General features: G+C 72.0%; 19 protein-coding genes. 2 read left to right on the forward strand and 17 right to left on the reverse strand.

Features of this window, described 5'->3' with window-relative positions:
• Nucleotides 1–76: 76 nt before the first annotated feature.
• The 9 genes from trpA to hisI all read right to left on the reverse strand — a co-directional run bounded on the left by trpA (nucleotide 77) and on the right by hisI (nucleotide 7,064).
• The gene (gene trpA / locus LQ326_RS27890; protein ID WP_234541338.1) at nucleotides 77–895 is read right to left on the reverse strand and encodes a tryptophan synthase subunit alpha; all 819 of its coding nucleotides are present in this window, start codon (nucleotides 893–895) and stop codon (nucleotides 77–79) included.
• Entirely contained in the window at nucleotides 892–2,175 is a 1,284-nt protein-coding gene (gene trpB / locus LQ326_RS27895) for a tryptophan synthase subunit beta (protein ID WP_234541339.1), read from the reverse strand. The genes trpA and trpB overlap by 4 nt, the downstream gene beginning before the upstream one ends.
• 69 nt (nucleotides 2,176–2,244) lie before the next feature.
• The gene (gene trpM / locus LQ326_RS48800) at nucleotides 2,245–2,451 is read right to left on the reverse strand and encodes a tryptophan biosynthesis modulator TrpM (RefSeq protein ID WP_372496971.1); all 207 of its coding nucleotides are present in this window, start codon (nucleotides 2,449–2,451) and stop codon (nucleotides 2,245–2,247) included.
• Nucleotides 2,452–2,472: 21 nt separating this feature from the next.
• Entirely contained in the window at nucleotides 2,473–3,282 is an 810-nt protein-coding gene (gene trpC / locus LQ326_RS27900) for an indole-3-glycerol phosphate synthase TrpC (protein WP_181804541.1), read from the reverse strand.
• 139 nt (nucleotides 3,283–3,421) lie between these two features.
• On the reverse strand, nucleotides 3,422–3,871 hold the full coding sequence (locus LQ326_RS27905; RefSeq protein WP_234541342.1) for a DUF2752 domain-containing protein: 450 nt from the start codon (nucleotides 3,869–3,871) through the stop codon (nucleotides 3,422–3,424).
• Nucleotides 3,872–3,946: 75 nt separating this feature from the next.
• Nucleotides 3,947–4,207, reverse strand: coding sequence for an HGxxPAAW family protein (locus LQ326_RS27910; protein ID WP_234541343.1), 261 nt, complete (start codon nucleotides 4,205–4,207; stop codon nucleotides 3,947–3,949).
• A gap of 239 nt (nucleotides 4,208–4,446) precedes the next feature.
• Nucleotides 4,447–5,091: a TIGR02234 family membrane protein gene (locus tag LQ326_RS27915; protein WP_234541345.1), complete on the reverse strand. Its 645-nt coding sequence runs from the start codon at nucleotides 5,089–5,091 to the stop codon at nucleotides 4,447–4,449.
• 51 nt (nucleotides 5,092–5,142) lie between these two features.
• Complete coding sequence (locus LQ326_RS27920) at nucleotides 5,143–6,630, reverse strand: anthranilate synthase component I (RefSeq protein WP_234541347.1); 1,488 nt, start codon at nucleotides 6,628–6,630, stop codon at nucleotides 5,143–5,145.
• An 11-nt stretch (nucleotides 6,631–6,641) separates the two neighbouring features.
• The gene (gene hisI, locus LQ326_RS27925; RefSeq protein WP_234541427.1) at nucleotides 6,642–7,064 is read right to left on the reverse strand and encodes a phosphoribosyl-AMP cyclohydrolase; all 423 of its coding nucleotides are present in this window, start codon (nucleotides 7,062–7,064) and stop codon (nucleotides 6,642–6,644) included.
• A 73-nt stretch (nucleotides 7,065–7,137) separates the two neighbouring features.
• On the opposite strand from hisI, the gene LQ326_RS27930 reads away from it, so the two are divergent.
• Nucleotides 7,138–7,773: a TIGR03085 family metal-binding protein gene (locus LQ326_RS27930; protein ID WP_181802569.1), complete on the forward strand. Its 636-nt coding sequence runs from the start codon at nucleotides 7,138–7,140 to the stop codon at nucleotides 7,771–7,773.
• Between the two features lie 10 nt (nucleotides 7,774–7,783).
• Nucleotides 7,784–8,182, forward strand: coding sequence for a VOC family protein (locus tag LQ326_RS27935; RefSeq protein ID WP_234541348.1), 399 nt, complete (start codon nucleotides 7,784–7,786; stop codon nucleotides 8,180–8,182).
• A gap of 40 nt (nucleotides 8,183–8,222) precedes the next feature.
• Here LQ326_RS27935 and hisF read toward each other — a convergent pair whose 3' ends face one another.
• The 8 genes from hisF to hisD are packed head-to-tail and all read right to left on the reverse strand — an operon-like array spanning nucleotide 8,223 to nucleotide 13,938.
• Nucleotides 8,223–8,993 carry an imidazole glycerol phosphate synthase subunit HisF gene (gene hisF / locus LQ326_RS27940; protein WP_234541350.1) on the reverse strand — a complete coding sequence of 257 codons (771 nt, stop codon included), beginning with the start codon at nucleotides 8,991–8,993 and terminating at the stop codon, nucleotides 8,223–8,225.
• Nucleotides 8,990–9,394, reverse strand: a complete 405-nt coding sequence (locus LQ326_RS27945) for a RidA family protein (protein ID WP_234541351.1) — start codon at nucleotides 9,392–9,394, stop codon at nucleotides 8,990–8,992. Before LQ326_RS27945 ends, hisF begins: the two co-directional genes overlap by 4 nt.
• Complete coding sequence (priA, locus tag LQ326_RS27950) at nucleotides 9,391–10,116, reverse strand: bifunctional 1-(5-phosphoribosyl)-5-((5-phosphoribosylamino)methylideneamino)imidazole-4-carboxamide isomerase/phosphoribosylanthranilate isomerase PriA (RefSeq protein ID WP_181802565.1); 726 nt, start codon at nucleotides 10,114–10,116, stop codon at nucleotides 9,391–9,393. The genes LQ326_RS27945 and priA overlap by 4 nt, the downstream gene beginning before the upstream one ends.
• Nucleotides 10,113–10,754: an imidazole glycerol phosphate synthase subunit HisH gene (hisH, locus tag LQ326_RS27955; protein ID WP_234541352.1), complete on the reverse strand. Its 642-nt coding sequence runs from the start codon at nucleotides 10,752–10,754 to the stop codon at nucleotides 10,113–10,115. The genes priA and hisH overlap by 4 nt, the downstream gene beginning before the upstream one ends.
• Complete coding sequence (locus LQ326_RS27960; protein ID WP_234541353.1) at nucleotides 10,751–10,915, reverse strand: hypothetical protein; 165 nt, start codon at nucleotides 10,913–10,915, stop codon at nucleotides 10,751–10,753. The genes hisH and LQ326_RS27960 overlap by 4 nt, the downstream gene beginning before the upstream one ends.
• A 4-nt stretch (nucleotides 10,916–10,919) precedes the next feature.
• Nucleotides 10,920–11,513: an imidazoleglycerol-phosphate dehydratase HisB gene (gene hisB / locus LQ326_RS27965; protein ID WP_234541355.1), complete on the reverse strand. Its 594-nt coding sequence runs from the start codon at nucleotides 11,511–11,513 to the stop codon at nucleotides 10,920–10,922.
• Entirely contained in the window at nucleotides 11,510–12,616 is a 1,107-nt protein-coding gene (locus LQ326_RS27970; protein WP_234541357.1) for a histidinol-phosphate transaminase, read from the reverse strand. The genes hisB and LQ326_RS27970 overlap by 4 nt, the downstream gene beginning before the upstream one ends.
• On the reverse strand, nucleotides 12,613–13,938 hold the full coding sequence (gene hisD / locus LQ326_RS27975) for a histidinol dehydrogenase (protein WP_234541358.1): 1,326 nt from the start codon (nucleotides 13,936–13,938) through the stop codon (nucleotides 12,613–12,615). Before hisD ends, LQ326_RS27970 begins: the two co-directional genes overlap by 4 nt.
• Nucleotides 13,939–13,940: the final 2 nt, after the last annotated feature.

Below are 13,940 nucleotides of genomic sequence, written 5' to 3' on the forward strand. Positions count from 1 at the left end.
GGTCCACCCGTTCGAGTGACCGAATGTTCTGTCATGCCGGGCGGTGCCCCCTATGGGGCATGCCTGCCCATACGGGTCATGCCTGTCCGCGCACGCCCTTCGCCAGCTCCCCGGCGAGTTCCCGGACGGCCGCCACGCCGGCCGCTTGGTCCGGCGCGTCCAGCATCCGCTTCACGAAGGCCGAACCGACGATCACACCGTCGGCGAAGCCGGCGACCTCGGCGGCCTGGGCCGCGTCGGAGACTCCGAGGCCGACGCAGACGGGCAGCTCGGTGCCGGTGGCCCGGGTGCGCTCGACCAGGTTCTGGGCCTGCGTGCCGACCGATGCGCGGGTACCGGTGACGCCCATCAGCGAGGCCGCGTAGACGAACCCGCTGCCCGCCGCGGTGATCTTCGCGAGCCGCTCGTCCTTGCTGCTCGGCGCCACGACGAAGACCGTCGCGAGGCCGTGCTTCTCGGCGTGCTCCCGCCACAGGGCCGACTCCTGGACCGGCAGGTCGGGCAGGATGCAGCCCGCGCCGCCCGCCTCGGCGAGCTCCGCGGTGAAGCGCTCGACGCCGTAGCGGTCGATGGGGTTCCAGTACGTCATGACGAGGATCGGCTTGCCGGTGGCCGCGGAGGCCTCCTTGACCGTGCGCATGACGTCCGCGATCTTCACACCGCCGCGCAGGGCGATGTCGTCGGCGGTCTGGATGACCGGACCGTCCAGGACCGGGTCGCTGTGCGGCAGCCCGACCTCGACGACGTCCGCGCCGCCGTCCAGCACGGCCTTGATCGCCTCGATGCCGCCGTCCACGGTCGGGAACCCGGCCGGGAGATAGGCGATGAGCGCGGACCGGCCTTCGGCCTTGGCACCGGCGAGGGCGTCGTCCAGCGCCCGAATGTTCCCGCTCACTTGGCGTCCCCCTCGATCTCGGCGGTGGCGGTGGCGTCGGCGGCGACCTCGGCGTCGGGGTCGTACAGCCCGAAGTAGCGCGCGGCGGTGTCCATGTCCTTGTCGCCACGGCCGGACAGGTTGACGACGATCAGCCCGTCCTTGCCGAGCTCCCTGCCGACCTCCAGGGCGCCGGCGAGGGCATGGGCGCTCTCGATGGCCGGGATGATGCCCTCGGTACGGGAGAGCAGGCTCAGGGCCTGCATGGCCGCGTCGTCGGTGACCGCACGGTACTCGCCGCGGCCGGAGTCCTTGAGGTAGGAGTGCTCGGGGCCGATGCCCGGGTAGTCCAGACCGGCCGAGATCGAGTACGGCTCGGTGATCTGGCCCTCGTCGTCCTGGAGCACGTAGGACCGGGAGCCGTGCAGGATGCCGGGCTCGCCGGCGGTGAGGGTGGCCGCGTGCTCGCCGGTCTCCACGCCGTGGCCCGCGGGCTCGCAGCCGATGAGGCGGACGCCCTCGTCGGGGATGAAGGCGTGGAAGAGGCCGATGGCGTTGGAGCCGCCGCCGACGCAGGCGACGGCCGCGTCGGGGAGCCGGCCGGCCCGCTCCAGGAGCTGGCGGCGGGCCTCGACGCCGATGACCCGGTGGAAGTCGCGGACCATCGCCGGGAAGGGGTGCGGGCCGGCGACCGTGCCGAAGAGGTAATGGGTGTGGTCGACGTTGGCCACCCAGTCGCGGAACGCCTCGTTGATCGCGTCCTTGAGGGTGCGGCTGCCGGACTTCACGGCGATGACCTCGGCGCCGAGGATGCGCATCCGGGCCACGTTCAGGGCCTGGCGCCTGGTGTCGATCTCGCCCATGTAGATCGTGCAGTCGAGGCCGAACAGCGCACAGGCGGTGGCCGTCGCCACGCCGTGCTGTCCGGCGCCGGTCTCCGCGATCACCCGGGTCTTGCCCATGCGCTTGGTGAGCAGGGCCTGGCCGAGCACGTTGTTGATCTTGTGCGAGCCGGTGTGGTTGAGGTCCTCGCGCTTGAGGAAGACGCGGGCGCCGCCGGCGTGTTCCGCGAAGCGGGGGACCTCGGTGAGGGCGCTGGGGCGGCCGGTGTAGTTGACCATCAGGTCGTCGAGTTCGCGGGCGAACTCGGGGTCGTGCTTGGCCTTGTCGTACTCGACGGCGACCTCGTCCACGGCGGCGACGAGGGCTTCGGGGATGAACTTGCCGCCGAAGGCGCCAAAATAGCCCTCGGGGGAGGGCACCTGGCCTTCGGGGTCAGGGAAGAAGAAATCGCTGGGCATGCAGAAACCTCACGGTGAGTGCCGATGAAAAACACTGTTCGCCGTGGGGGCGGAGCCTGGTGTACGACCTCAGGCCGTGTGTGGCTGGTCGCGCAGTTCCCCGCGCCCCTTTGGGGCGCGCTGCCATCGACGTCCGTTCACCTGGCCGGGCTCGTCTCCGATGACATAACGCACCCGACGACCGTGGACACGCCTCGCCGGGGCTCGGCAGCCCCGGGGGCGGCAGCCGCGCGCGAGACGGGCGTACCGGTCCACGGTCGTCATGGTGGGAGTCATCGGGGTCAGCCTACCGGCTGCTCAGGGCCTGCCGTGCCGGAGCGCGGGGTGTTCGCCCGCCGCCACCAGGTCGGCCACCGCCGACTTGGGGTCGCGGCCCGTGACCAGGGACTCGCCGACCAGGACCGCGTCGGCGCCCGCGTTGGCGTACGCGATCAGGTCGTGCGGGCCGCGGACGCCGGACTCGGCGACCTTGACGATGCGGGCGGGGATCTCGGGGGCGACCCGCTCGAAGGTGGAGCGGTCGACCTCCAGGGTCTTCAGGTTGCGCGCGTTGACGCCGATCACCTTGGCGCCCGCGTCCACCGCGCGCTCGACCTCGTCCTCGTCGTGGACCTCGACGAGCGGGGTGAGGCCGATGGACTCGGCGCGCTCGATCAGCGACTCCAGGGCCGGCTGGTCGAGGGCGGCGACGATCAGCAGCGCGAGGTCGGCGCCGTACGCGCGCGCCTCCCACAGCTGGTACGACGTGACGATGAAGTCCTTGCGCAGCACCGGGATGTCCACCCGGGCCCGGACCGCCTCCAGGTCGGCCAGCGAGCCGCCGAAGCGGCGCTGCTCGGTCAGGACCGAGATGACGGCCGCGCCGCCCGCCTCGTAGTCCGCGGCGAGCCCGGCCGGGTCCGCGATCGCGGCCAGCGCGCCCTTGGACGGGCTGGAGCGCTTCACCTCGCAGATGACCTTGACGCCCTCACCGCGCAGCGCGGCCACGCCGTCCTTGGCGGCCGGGGCCTTCGCCGCGCGCTCCTTGAGCTCGTCGAGGCTGACGCGCGCCTGCCGCTCCGCGAGGTCGGCACGGACTCCGTCGATGATCTCGTCGAGCACACTCACGCGAGCGGTCCCCTTCCGGTTCCGGACGGTTCTTCCAGACGGGTGTCAAAACCCATGGTCATATCGATGGTATCCGCAGGACGGCACCGGCCCCGCATCCAGCCGACGCCGGTCCCACTACCTGGACATTCACAGTTGATCAAGGATGCAACCAGCCACCGAGGGGCAGGTTCCGGACAACGGTGAAGACCAGCAGCAGTACGCCCAGGCTCCACATCTGCGCCGGCCTGAGCTCGATCCGGACCGGCCGGCCGCGCACCGCGCGCATCACCCAGACGGTCCACACCACGGCGAAGCCCGCATAGGCGAGCACGCCCATCGCGTTGTCCCGCAGCGCGGCCAGGAAGTCGCCGTGGATGAACGCGTGGGCGCTGCGCAGGCCGCCGCAGCCGGGGCAGTACAGGCCGGTGAGCCGGTACAGCGGGCAGACCGGATAGTGGCCGGGCTGGTTGGGATCGACGGCGCCGACGTAGGCGAAGGCTCCGACGACGGCGCCCAGCACGGAGACGGGTACGGCCAGCCGGCCCCTGAGGGAGGGCATCACCGGCGGGGCGGCTGCGCTGTGGCTGTCGGCGTTCACGCCTCGCATTGTGCCCCGTACGGTCGGCGCACGCGCGCGAGGGGCGCCCGATGCCTCGGGGCGCCCCTCGGGATGCGGTGCGGATCAGCTCTCGGCGGCAGCCGGTTCGCGAGTGGCGGCGGGGGCGCTGGTGTACACGAGCGCGCCGCTTTCCTTGGGCTGGCCGAGACCCATAGAGCGCATGATCATGCCGACCACGCCGCCGAGGAGCACGATCACCATGCTGGCCCAGAAGCCCACCGGCTGCGCCATCACCATGAATGCGCCCGCGGCGCAGAAACCGACGAAGGCGATGATGACGCCGGTCCAGGCGGCCGGGGTGTGACCGTGGTTGCTGCCCGCCATGACTTGCTCCTCGTTACTGGTACGTGTCGTACGGGCCCGGGCTCGTACGTGTCCTTCCGGATTCTCGTCCTCCATTGTCCCGTACCCGCCCGCGTGCCGGACGCGGGGGTGGCGTCTGATTCGCCACACCGCCCAGCGCCCCGCGCCCCATAGGGGCGCGGGGAACTGCGCGCCCAGCCACAACGGCGCCGCAGCCAACCGACTCGGCCCGCCACCCTTACGGCGCCCCCGGCGAAGCGTCACGCGCCGGTAGGGTCCTCGCCCCGGTCCAGCGCCTTCCAGATGTCCTCGGGCCGGTCGGGATCCACCGGCTTCGGTGCCCGGCGCGGCCGCTGCGCCGCCGTGCCGCGCTCGTAGCGGCCGGACATGGCCGGCCACAGGCCGCCGTAGCGCAGCGCCAGCAGCCCGGCGACCAGGATGAGCGCACCACCGGCCGCGGCGACGTACGGCCAGCCGGTGTGACTGAGCGCGTCGACCGTGGCGGACGTGTCCCCGCTGGCCTCGGCCGCCTTCTCGTCGAGCGCGGACCCGTCGGACGCGCCCAGCAGGGCCGCGGCGGCGATGCCGGCGCCGGAGAGTGCGAGCAGCGCGGAGACCAGGAGGCGGCCGGCCCGGCGGACGGCGAAGACGGCCACGAGCGCGGCGAGGCCCACTATGGCGAGGGCCGCGGGCACGCCCGTGACGTCGCTGCCCTTGGCGGTCAGCGGGAAGGCGCCACCGGCCACCGTGGCGGTGCCCTCCGCCCAGCGCTGCCTGCTGGACAGCAGGGCCACGGCGGCGCCGAGCGCGCCGGACAGCAGCGCCACAGCGAGGCTGCGGCGGCCGGACCGGGCGGGCTCGCCGGCTTCGGAACGGGGGTGAGGAACAGCAGTCACGTACTCCACTATCGCCTGAACCCGTGGCGAACGGTCACCCGGGGTCGGGTGAGAAGCGCCCTACTTTCCCAGCCTGTTGGCCGTGTGCACGGCCCGCAGGACCGCCGCCGCCTTGTTGCGGCACTCCTGGTCCTCGGCTGCCGGGTCGGAATCGGCGACGATGCCGGCGCCCGCCTGGACGTACGCCGTGCCGTCGCGGAGCAGGGCGGTGCGGATGGCGATGGCGGTGTCGGAGTCGCCGGCGAAGTCGAGGTAGCCGACGCAGCCGCCGTACAGCCCCCTTCTGGACGGCTCCAGTTCGTCGATGATCTGCATCGCCCGGGGCTTGGGGGCGCCGGAGAGGGTGCCGGCCGGGAAGCAGGCGGTGAGGACGTCGAAGGCGGTGCGGCCCCCGGCGACCTTTCCGGTGACCGTCGAGACGATGTGCATGACGTGCGAGTACCGCTCGACGGACATGAAGTCGACGACCTCGACGGAGCCCGGCTCGCAGACCCGCCCCAGGTCGTTGCGCCCGAGGTCGACGAGCATCAGGTGCTCGGCGCGCTCCTTGGGGTCGGCCAGCAGTTCCTCGGCGAGGGCCTGGTCCTCCTGCGGGGTGGCCCCGCGCGGCCGGGTGCCGGCGATGGGGTGCACCATGGCCTGCCCGCCCTCGACCTTGACCAGCGCCTCGGGGCTGGATCCCACGACGTCGAAGCCGTCGAAGCGGAAGAGGTACATGTACGGCGACGGGTTGGTGGCCCTGAGGACCCGGTAGACGTCCAGCGCACTGGCCGTGCACGGGGTCTCGAAGCGCTGGGAGGGGACGACCTGGAAGGCCTCGCCCGCGCGGATGCGCTCCTTGATGTCCTCGACGGCCGTCTGGAAGTCGGGGCCGCCCCACAGCGCGGTGTACTCGGGGAGTTCGGAGGGCGGCAGGACGGCGGGCGGCTGGGCGACCGGGCGGGAGAGGTCCGCCTCCATTGCGTCCAGGCGGGCCACGGCGTCGGCGTGGGCCTCGTCCACGCCGGTGTCGAGGTCGTTGTGGTTGATCGCGTTGGCGATCAGCAGGACCGAGCCCTCCCAGTGGTCCATGACGGCGAGGTCGCTGGTGAGGAGCATGGTCAGCTCGGGGAGCCCGAGGTCGTCGCGCTCGCCCGGGCCGATCTTCTCCAGGCGGCGCACGATGTCGTAGCCGAGGTAGCCGACCATGCCGCCGGTGAAGGGGGGCAGTTCCTGGGTGTGCGGGGTGTGCAGGGCCTCGATGGTGGCGCGCAGGGCGGCCAGCGGGTCGCCGTCGACGGGCACGCCGACCGGCGGGGTGCCGAGCCAGTGGGCCTGGCCGTCGCGGGCGGTGAGGGTGGCGGCGGAGCGGACGCCGATGAAGGAGTACCGAGACCACTGGTACGCCGTACGGCCGTTCTCGGCGGACTCCAGCAGGAAGGTGCCGGGGCGCTCGGCGGCGAGCTTGCGGTAGAGCGCGACCGGGGTGTCGCCGTCGGCGAGGAGCTTGCGGGTGACCGGGATGACACGCCGGTCGGTCGCGAGCTTGCGGAAGGTCTCGAGGTCCATGGCGGCAGACCTTACTGATCGGAGGACGGGACGCCGGAACCGGCGCCGTCCCTGCGGAGCACGTCGGCGTCGAAGCAGGTGCGGTCACCGGTGTGGCAGGCGGCGCCGACCTGGTCGACCTTGACCAGCACGGTGTCGGCGTCGCAGTCGAGGGCGACGGACTTGACCCACTGGAAGTGGCCGGAGGTGTCGCCCTTGACCCAGTACTCCTGGCGGCTGCGCGACCAGTAGGTGCAGCGTCCGGTGGTGAGGGTCCGGTGCAGCGCCTCGTCGTCCATCCAGCCGAGCATCAGTACCTCGCCGGTGTCGTACTGCTGGGCGATGGCGGGCAGGAGTCCGTCGGCGCTGCGCTTGAGGCGGGCTGCGATCTCCGGGGCGAGGCCACTGGACGGGGGCGTGCCTGTCGTACCGGTCGTACTGGTCATGGGAGCCATTGTGCCGCGCGGCACCGACAGTCACGGTCCGTGTCCACTGTCCGGACGGTGAGTGTGGTCGTAGGCTGGCGGTATGTCGACCTTCGCCAAGCGTGAACGGCTTCTGCTCGCCGACCTCTTGGAGACCGCCGGTCCCGAGGCACCGACCCTCTGCGAGGGCTGGACCACCCGTGATCTGGCCGCGCACGTGGTGGTGCGCGAACGCCGGCCGGACGCGGCCGGGGGCACGGTGATCAAGCAGCTGGCGCCGCGGCTGGAGAAGGTGACGGCCGAGTTCGCGGCGAAGCCGTACGAGGAGCTGATCCAGCTGATCCGCACCGGCCCGCCGCGGTTCTCGCCGTTCCAGCTCAAGCAGGTGGACGAGGCGGCGAACACGGTCGAGTTCTACGTGCACGCCGAGGACGTCCGCCGGGCCCAGCCGGACTGGTCGGCGCGGGAGCTGGACCCGGTCTTCCAGGACGCCCTGTGGTCCCGTCTGGAGCGCACCGCCCGGCTGCTCGGCCGGGGTGTGCCGACGGGCCTGGTGCTGCGCCGCCCGGACGGCCAGACGGCGGTCGCCCACCGCGGTGCCCCGGTGGTGACGGTGACCGGCGAGCCCTCCGAGCTGCTGATGTTCGCCTTCGGCCGGCAGAGCACGGCCAGGGTCGACGTGGCCGGCGACGAGAACGCGATCGCCAAGCTGACCGAGTCCAGGAAGCTGGGCATCTGAGGAGCCCGCCGTGATCAAGGTCGCGATGACGAGCGTGTACGTGGACGACGTGCCGAAGGCGCACGCCTTCTACACCGACGTCCTCGGCTTCGAGACCCGCACCTGTCTGGACCTGGGCGGCGGCACCCCGTTCATCACGGTCGGCGCGCCGCAGGGCGCCCAGCCGGACCTGCAGCTCCTGCTGGAACCGGGCCATGGCCCCCTCGCGGACCCGTACCGCAAGGCCGTGTACGAGGCGGGCCTGCCGGCGATCGTCTTCTCCGTCGACGACCTCCGTTCGGAGTACGACCGCCTGCGCGCCCTGGGCGTCCGCTTCCCGCACGGGCCGCGGGACCAGGGCCCGGTGATCGCCGCCGTCCTCGACGACACGGTCGGCAACCTGATCCAGCTCACCCAGCCGAAGGGCTGACCGCCGTCAGCGGGGCGGCCCGGCCACGGCCGGCGTGGCGTCACCGCACCGGGTGCCCCGCCTCGCGCAGGGTCTGCTTGACCTCGCCGATCCGCAGGTCGCCGAAGTGGAAGACGGAGGCGGCGAGGACCGCGTCCGCGCCCGCCGCGACGGCCGGGGGGAAGTGGGAGAGGGCGCCGGCGCCACCGGAGGCGATGACCGGGACGGTGACGTGCTTGCGGACGGCGGCGATCATTTCGAGGTCGTAGCCGTCCTTGGTGCCGTCCGCGTCCATCGAGTTGAGCAGGATCTCGCCCGCGCCCAGCTCGGCGGCCCGGTGCGCCCACTCGACCGCGTCGATGCCGGTGCCGCGGCGGCCGCCGTGGGTGGTGACCTCGAAGGAGGCGGGCGAGCCACCGCGGGAGGGGGTGCGGCGGGCGTCGACCGACAGGACCAGGACCTGGCGGCCGAAGCGTTCCGCGATCTCGCGGATCAGGTCGGGGCGGGCGATGGCCGCCGTGTTGACGCCCACCTTGTCCGCGCCGGCGCGCAGCAGCTTGTCGACGTCCTCGGCGGCGCGGACGCCACCGCCCACCGTCAGCGGGATGAACACCTGCTCGGCCGTACGGCGCACCACGTCGTAGGTGGTCTCCCGGTCGCCGGAGGACGCGGTGATGTCCAGGAAGGTCAGCTCGTCGGCGCCCTCCGCGTCGTACACCTTGGCCATCTCGACCGGGTCGCCCGCGTCACGCAGGTTCTGGAAGTTGACGCCCTTGACGACCCGGCCGTTGTCCACGTCCAGGCAGGGGATGACTCGGACCGCCAGAGTCATGAATCCACGGCTCCTCTGTATGCCTCTAGCTCTGCCTCGACCAGGATGCGCGGGTCGACGAAGCCGGTCACCACGACGAACGTGGTCACCGGGCGCACCGGGTCGAAGACCTCCTTGTGGGCGCGTCCCACCGCGTCCATGTCGCGCGCGTGCGCGAGGAACAGGCGGGTGCGGATCACGGACTCCGGTCCCAGCCCGAACTCCGCGATCGCCTCCAGGGCGGTGGCGAAGGCCACCTTGGCCTGCTCGTACGGGTCGCCCTCCCCGTACAGCACGGTGCCCTTGAAGGACGTCGTACCGCCCACCAGCACCCGGTCGCCCGCCGCGACGGCGCGGGCGAAACCGAAGGTCTCCTCCCAGGGACTTTCGCTCTGCACGCGCCGTACGGCCTCTGACGTCATCGGGACACAGCCTCCAGAGCCTCTTCCAAGGTGAACGCCTTGGCGTACAGAGCCTTTCCGACGATGGCGCCCTCGACACCGAGGGGTACCAGGTCGGCCAGGGCCCGCAGGTCGTCCAGTGACGACACGCCGCCGGAGGCCACGACCGGCCGGTCCGTCGCCGCGCACACGTTGCGCAGCAGTTCCAGGTTCGGGCCCTGGAGGGTGCCGTCCTTGGCGATGTCGGTGACGACGTAGCGCGCGCAGCCCTCCTTGTCGAGGCGGGCGAGCGTCTCGTAGAGGTCGCCGCCGTCGCGGGTCCAGCCGCGGCCCCTGAGGGTCGTACCGCGCACGTCCAGGCCGACGGCGATCTTGTCGCCGTGCTCGGCGATGACCTTGGCGACCCACTCCGGGGTCTCCAGGGCGGCCGTGCCGAGGTTCACCCGGGTGCAGCCGGTGGCGAGCGCGGCGGCCAGGGTGGCGTCGTCGCGGATGCCGCCGGACAGCTCGACCCTGATGTCCATCGCCTCGGTGACCTCGGCGACCAGTGCCCGGTTGTCGCCGGTGCCGAACGCCGCGTCCAGGTCGACCAGGTGCAGCCACTCGGCGCCCGACCGCTGCCAGGCGAGGGCGGCCTCCAGCGGGGAGCCGTAGGAGGTCTCGGTCCCGGACTCGCCGTGCACGAGGCGCACGGCCTGGCCGTCGCGGACGTCGACGGCGGGAAGGAGTTCGAGCTTGCTCACAGTGTTCCGATCCAGTTGGTGAGGAGCTGGGCGCCGGCGTCGCCGGACTTCTCGGGGTGGAACTGGGTGGCCCACAGCGCGCCGTTCTCCACGGCGGCCACGAACGGCTTGCCGTGCGTCGTCCAGGTCACCAGCGGCGCCCGCAGCGCGGCGTTGTGCGTCTCCAGCGACCAGTCGTGGACGGCGTAGGAGTGCACGAAGTAGAAGCGCGCGTCGGCGTCCAGGCCGGCGAACAGCTCGGAGCCGGCCGGTGCGTCCACGGTGTTCCAGCCCATGTGGGGGACGATCTCGGCCTGGAGCGGCTCGACCGAGCCGGGCCACTCGTCGAGGCCGTCGGTCTCCACGCCGTGCTCGATGCCGCGCGCGAACAGGATCTGCATGCCGACGCAGATGCCCATCACCGGCCGCCCGCCGGACAGCCGGCGGTCGATGATCCAGTCCCCGCGCGCCCCGCGCAGGCCCGCCATGCAGGCGGCGAAGGCGCCGACGCCCGGCACCAGCAGGCCGTCCGCGTTCATGGCCTTGTCGAAGTCACGGGTGATCTCGACGTCGGCCCCGGCACGGGCGAGGGCGCGCTCGGCGGACCGGACGTTGCCGAAGCCGTAGTCGAAGACCACCACACGCTTGGGAGCGGTCAATTCCACACCTCCAGCCTCATGACGCCCGCCACCAGGCACATCGCGGCGCCGATCGAGAGCAGCACGATCAGGCTGGTGGGCATCTTCTGCTTGACGAAGGAGATGATTCCGCCGACCAGGAAGAGGCCGACGACGATCAGGATGGTGGACAGCCCGGTCATGGCTTTACAGCGCGCCCTTCGTCGAGGGGAGGATGCCAGCCGCGCGCGGGTCGCGCTCCGAGGCGTAGCGCAGCGCCCTGGCGAGCGCCTTGAACTGGCATTCCACGATGTGGTGTGCGTTGCGCCCGTAGGGCACGTGCACGTGGAGTGCGACCTGGGCCTGGGCCACGAAGGACTCCAGGATGTGCCGGGTCATGGTGGTGTCGTACTCGCCGATCATCGGGGCCATGTTCTCCGGCTCCGTGTGCACGAGGTACGGGCGGCCGGACAGGTCGACGGTGACCTGGGCGAGGGACTCGTCCAGCGGGACCGTGCAGTTGCCGAAGCGGTAGATGCCCACCTTGTCGCCGAGGGCCTGCTTGAAGGCGGCGCCGAGGGCGAGGGCGGTGTCCTCGATGGTGTGGTGCGAGTCGATGTGCAGGTCGCCGTCGGTCTTCACGGTGAGGTCGAACAGGCCGTGCCGGCCGAGCTGGTCGAGCATGTGGTCGTAGAAGCCGACGCCGGTGGCGATGTCGGTCCTGCCGGTGCCGTCGAGGTCGATCTCGACGAGGACCGCGGTCTCCTTGGTGGTGCGCTCCACGCGCCCTACGCGGGTCATGCGTCCAGCTCCTTCTTGACTTCACGTACCGCGTCGAGGAACGCGTCGTTCTCTTCGGGGGTTCCGGCGGACACCCGCAGGAAGCCGGGCACGCCGTTGTCGCGGACGAGGACGCCCCTCTCGAGGATCCGCTGCCACACCGCGTGCGGGTCCTCGAACCGGCCGAACTGTACGAAGTTGGCGTCGGACTCGGTGACTTCGAGGCCCGCCGCGCGCAGCTCGGCGACCAGCCGGTCCCGCTCGGCCTTCAGCTGTTCGACGTACTTCAGCAGCGTGTCGGTGTGCTCCAGGGCCGCCAGCGCGGTCGCCTGGGTGATCGCCGACAGGTGGTACGGCAGCCGTACGAGCTGGACCGCGTCGACCACCGCGGGGTCCGCGGCGAGGTAGCCGAGGCGCAGCCCGGCCGCGCCGAACGCCTTCGACATGGTCCGGGAGACGACGAGATTCGGCCGACCTTCGAGCAGCGGCAGCAGCGAGGCGCCGTGACTGAACTCGACGTAGGCCTCGTCGACGATCACCATCGACGGCTTGGCGGCCTGGGCGGCCGCGTAGAGCGCGAGGACCGTCTCGGGCGGCACCGCGTTGCCCGTGGGGTTGTTGGGAGTGGTGATGAAGACGACGTCCGGCTTGTGCTCGGCGACGGCCGCCGAGGCCGCCGCGACGTCGAGGGTGAAGTCCTCGTTGCGGGGGCCGGAGATCCAGCGGGTGCCGGTGGAGCGGGAGATGAGCGAGTGCATCGAGTAGGACGGCTCGAAGCCGATCGCCGTACGGCCCGGTCCGCCGAAGGTCTGCAGCAGTTGCTGGATGACCTCGTTGGAGCCGTTGGCCGCCCACACGTTCTCGACGGAGAGCGGGTGGTTGCCGGTCTTCGTCAGGTACCTGGCCAGCTCGGTGCGGAGCTGGACGGCGTCCCGGTCGGGGTAGCGGTTCAGGCCACGGGCGGCCTCGCGCACCCGCTCCGCGATCCGCTCGACCAGCGGTTCGGGCAGCGGGTACGGGTTCTCGTTGGTGTTCAGCCGTACCGGAACGTCCAGCTGGGGCGCGCCGTAGGGGGACTTGCCGCGCAGCTCGTCCCGTACGGGGAGATCGTCGATGCCTGTCACTTGCTCTCGGGTACCTTCCAGCCGAACCGTGCCTTGACCGCGGCGCCGTGCGCGGGCAGGTCCTCCGCCTCCGCCAGCGTGACCACGTGGTGCGCGACCTCGGCCAGCGCGTCCTTCGTGTAGTCGACGATGTGGATGCCGCGCAGGAAGGACTGCACGGACAGCCCGGAGGAGTGGCAGGCGCAGCCGCCCGTGGGCAGCACGTGGTTGGACCCGGCGGCGTAGTCGCCGAGGGAGACCGGCGCCCAGGGCCCGATGAAGATCGCGCCCGCGTTCTTCACCCGGTCGGCCACGGCGGGGGCGTCGGCCGTCTGGATCTCCAGGTGCTCGGCGCCGTACGCGTCGACGACCCTGAGGCCCTCCTCGACGCCGTCGACCAGGACGATCGCGGACTGCCGGCCGCTCAGGGCCGGAACGATCCGGTCGTCGACGTGCCTGGTGGCCGCGATTTGCGGTTCCAGTTCCTTCTCGACCGCGTCCGCCAGCTCCGTCGAGTCGGTGACCAGCACCGCCGCCGCGAGCGGGTCGTGCTCGGCCTGGCTGATCAGGTCGGCGGCGACGTGCACCGGGTCGGCGGTGGCGTCCGCGAGGACCGCGATCTCGGTCGGGCCGGCCTCGGCGTCGATGCCGATCCGGCCGGTGAAGTAGCGCTTGGCGGCGGCCACCCAGATGTTGCCGGGGCCGGTCACCATGTTGGCGGGCGGGCAGGACTCGGTGCCGTACGCGAACATCGCCACGGCGGTGGCGCCACCGGCCGCGTACACCTCGTCGACGCCGAGCAGGGCGCAGGCGGCGAGGATCGTCGGGTGCGGCAGGCCGCCGAACTCGGCCTGGGGCGGGGAGGCGAGCGCGATGGACCCGACGCCGGCCTCCTGCGCGGGCACCACGTTCATGACCACGGAGGACGGGTAGACCGACCGGCCGCCGGGCGCGTACAGCCCGACGCGCTCCACGGGCACCCACTTCTCGGTCACGGACCCGCCCGGCACGACCTGGGTCGTGTGGGTCGTACGGCGCTGCTCGCGGTGGACGAGACGGGCGCGCCGGATGGACTCCTCCAGGGCCGCGCGCACGGCCGGGTCGAGCTCCTCCAGCGCCTTGGCCAGGGCCTCGGCCGGGACCCGCACCCGCTCCAGCGTCACCCCGTCGAACTTCTCGGCGAAGTCGATCAGCGCCGCGTCGCCCCGATGATGCACGGCCTCGCAGATCGGGCGCACCTTCTCCAGGGCGGCCGAGACGTCGAAGTCGGCTCGGGGCAGCAGGTCGCGCAGGGCGGGGCCCTCGGGAAGGGCGTCGCCGCGCAGATCGATTCGAGAGATCACGT

The sequence above is a fragment of the Streptomyces shenzhenensis genome (genome assembly GCF_021462265.1).
Classification (GTDB): domain Bacteria; phylum Actinomycetota; class Actinomycetes; order Streptomycetales; family Streptomycetaceae; genus Streptomyces; species Streptomyces shenzhenensis.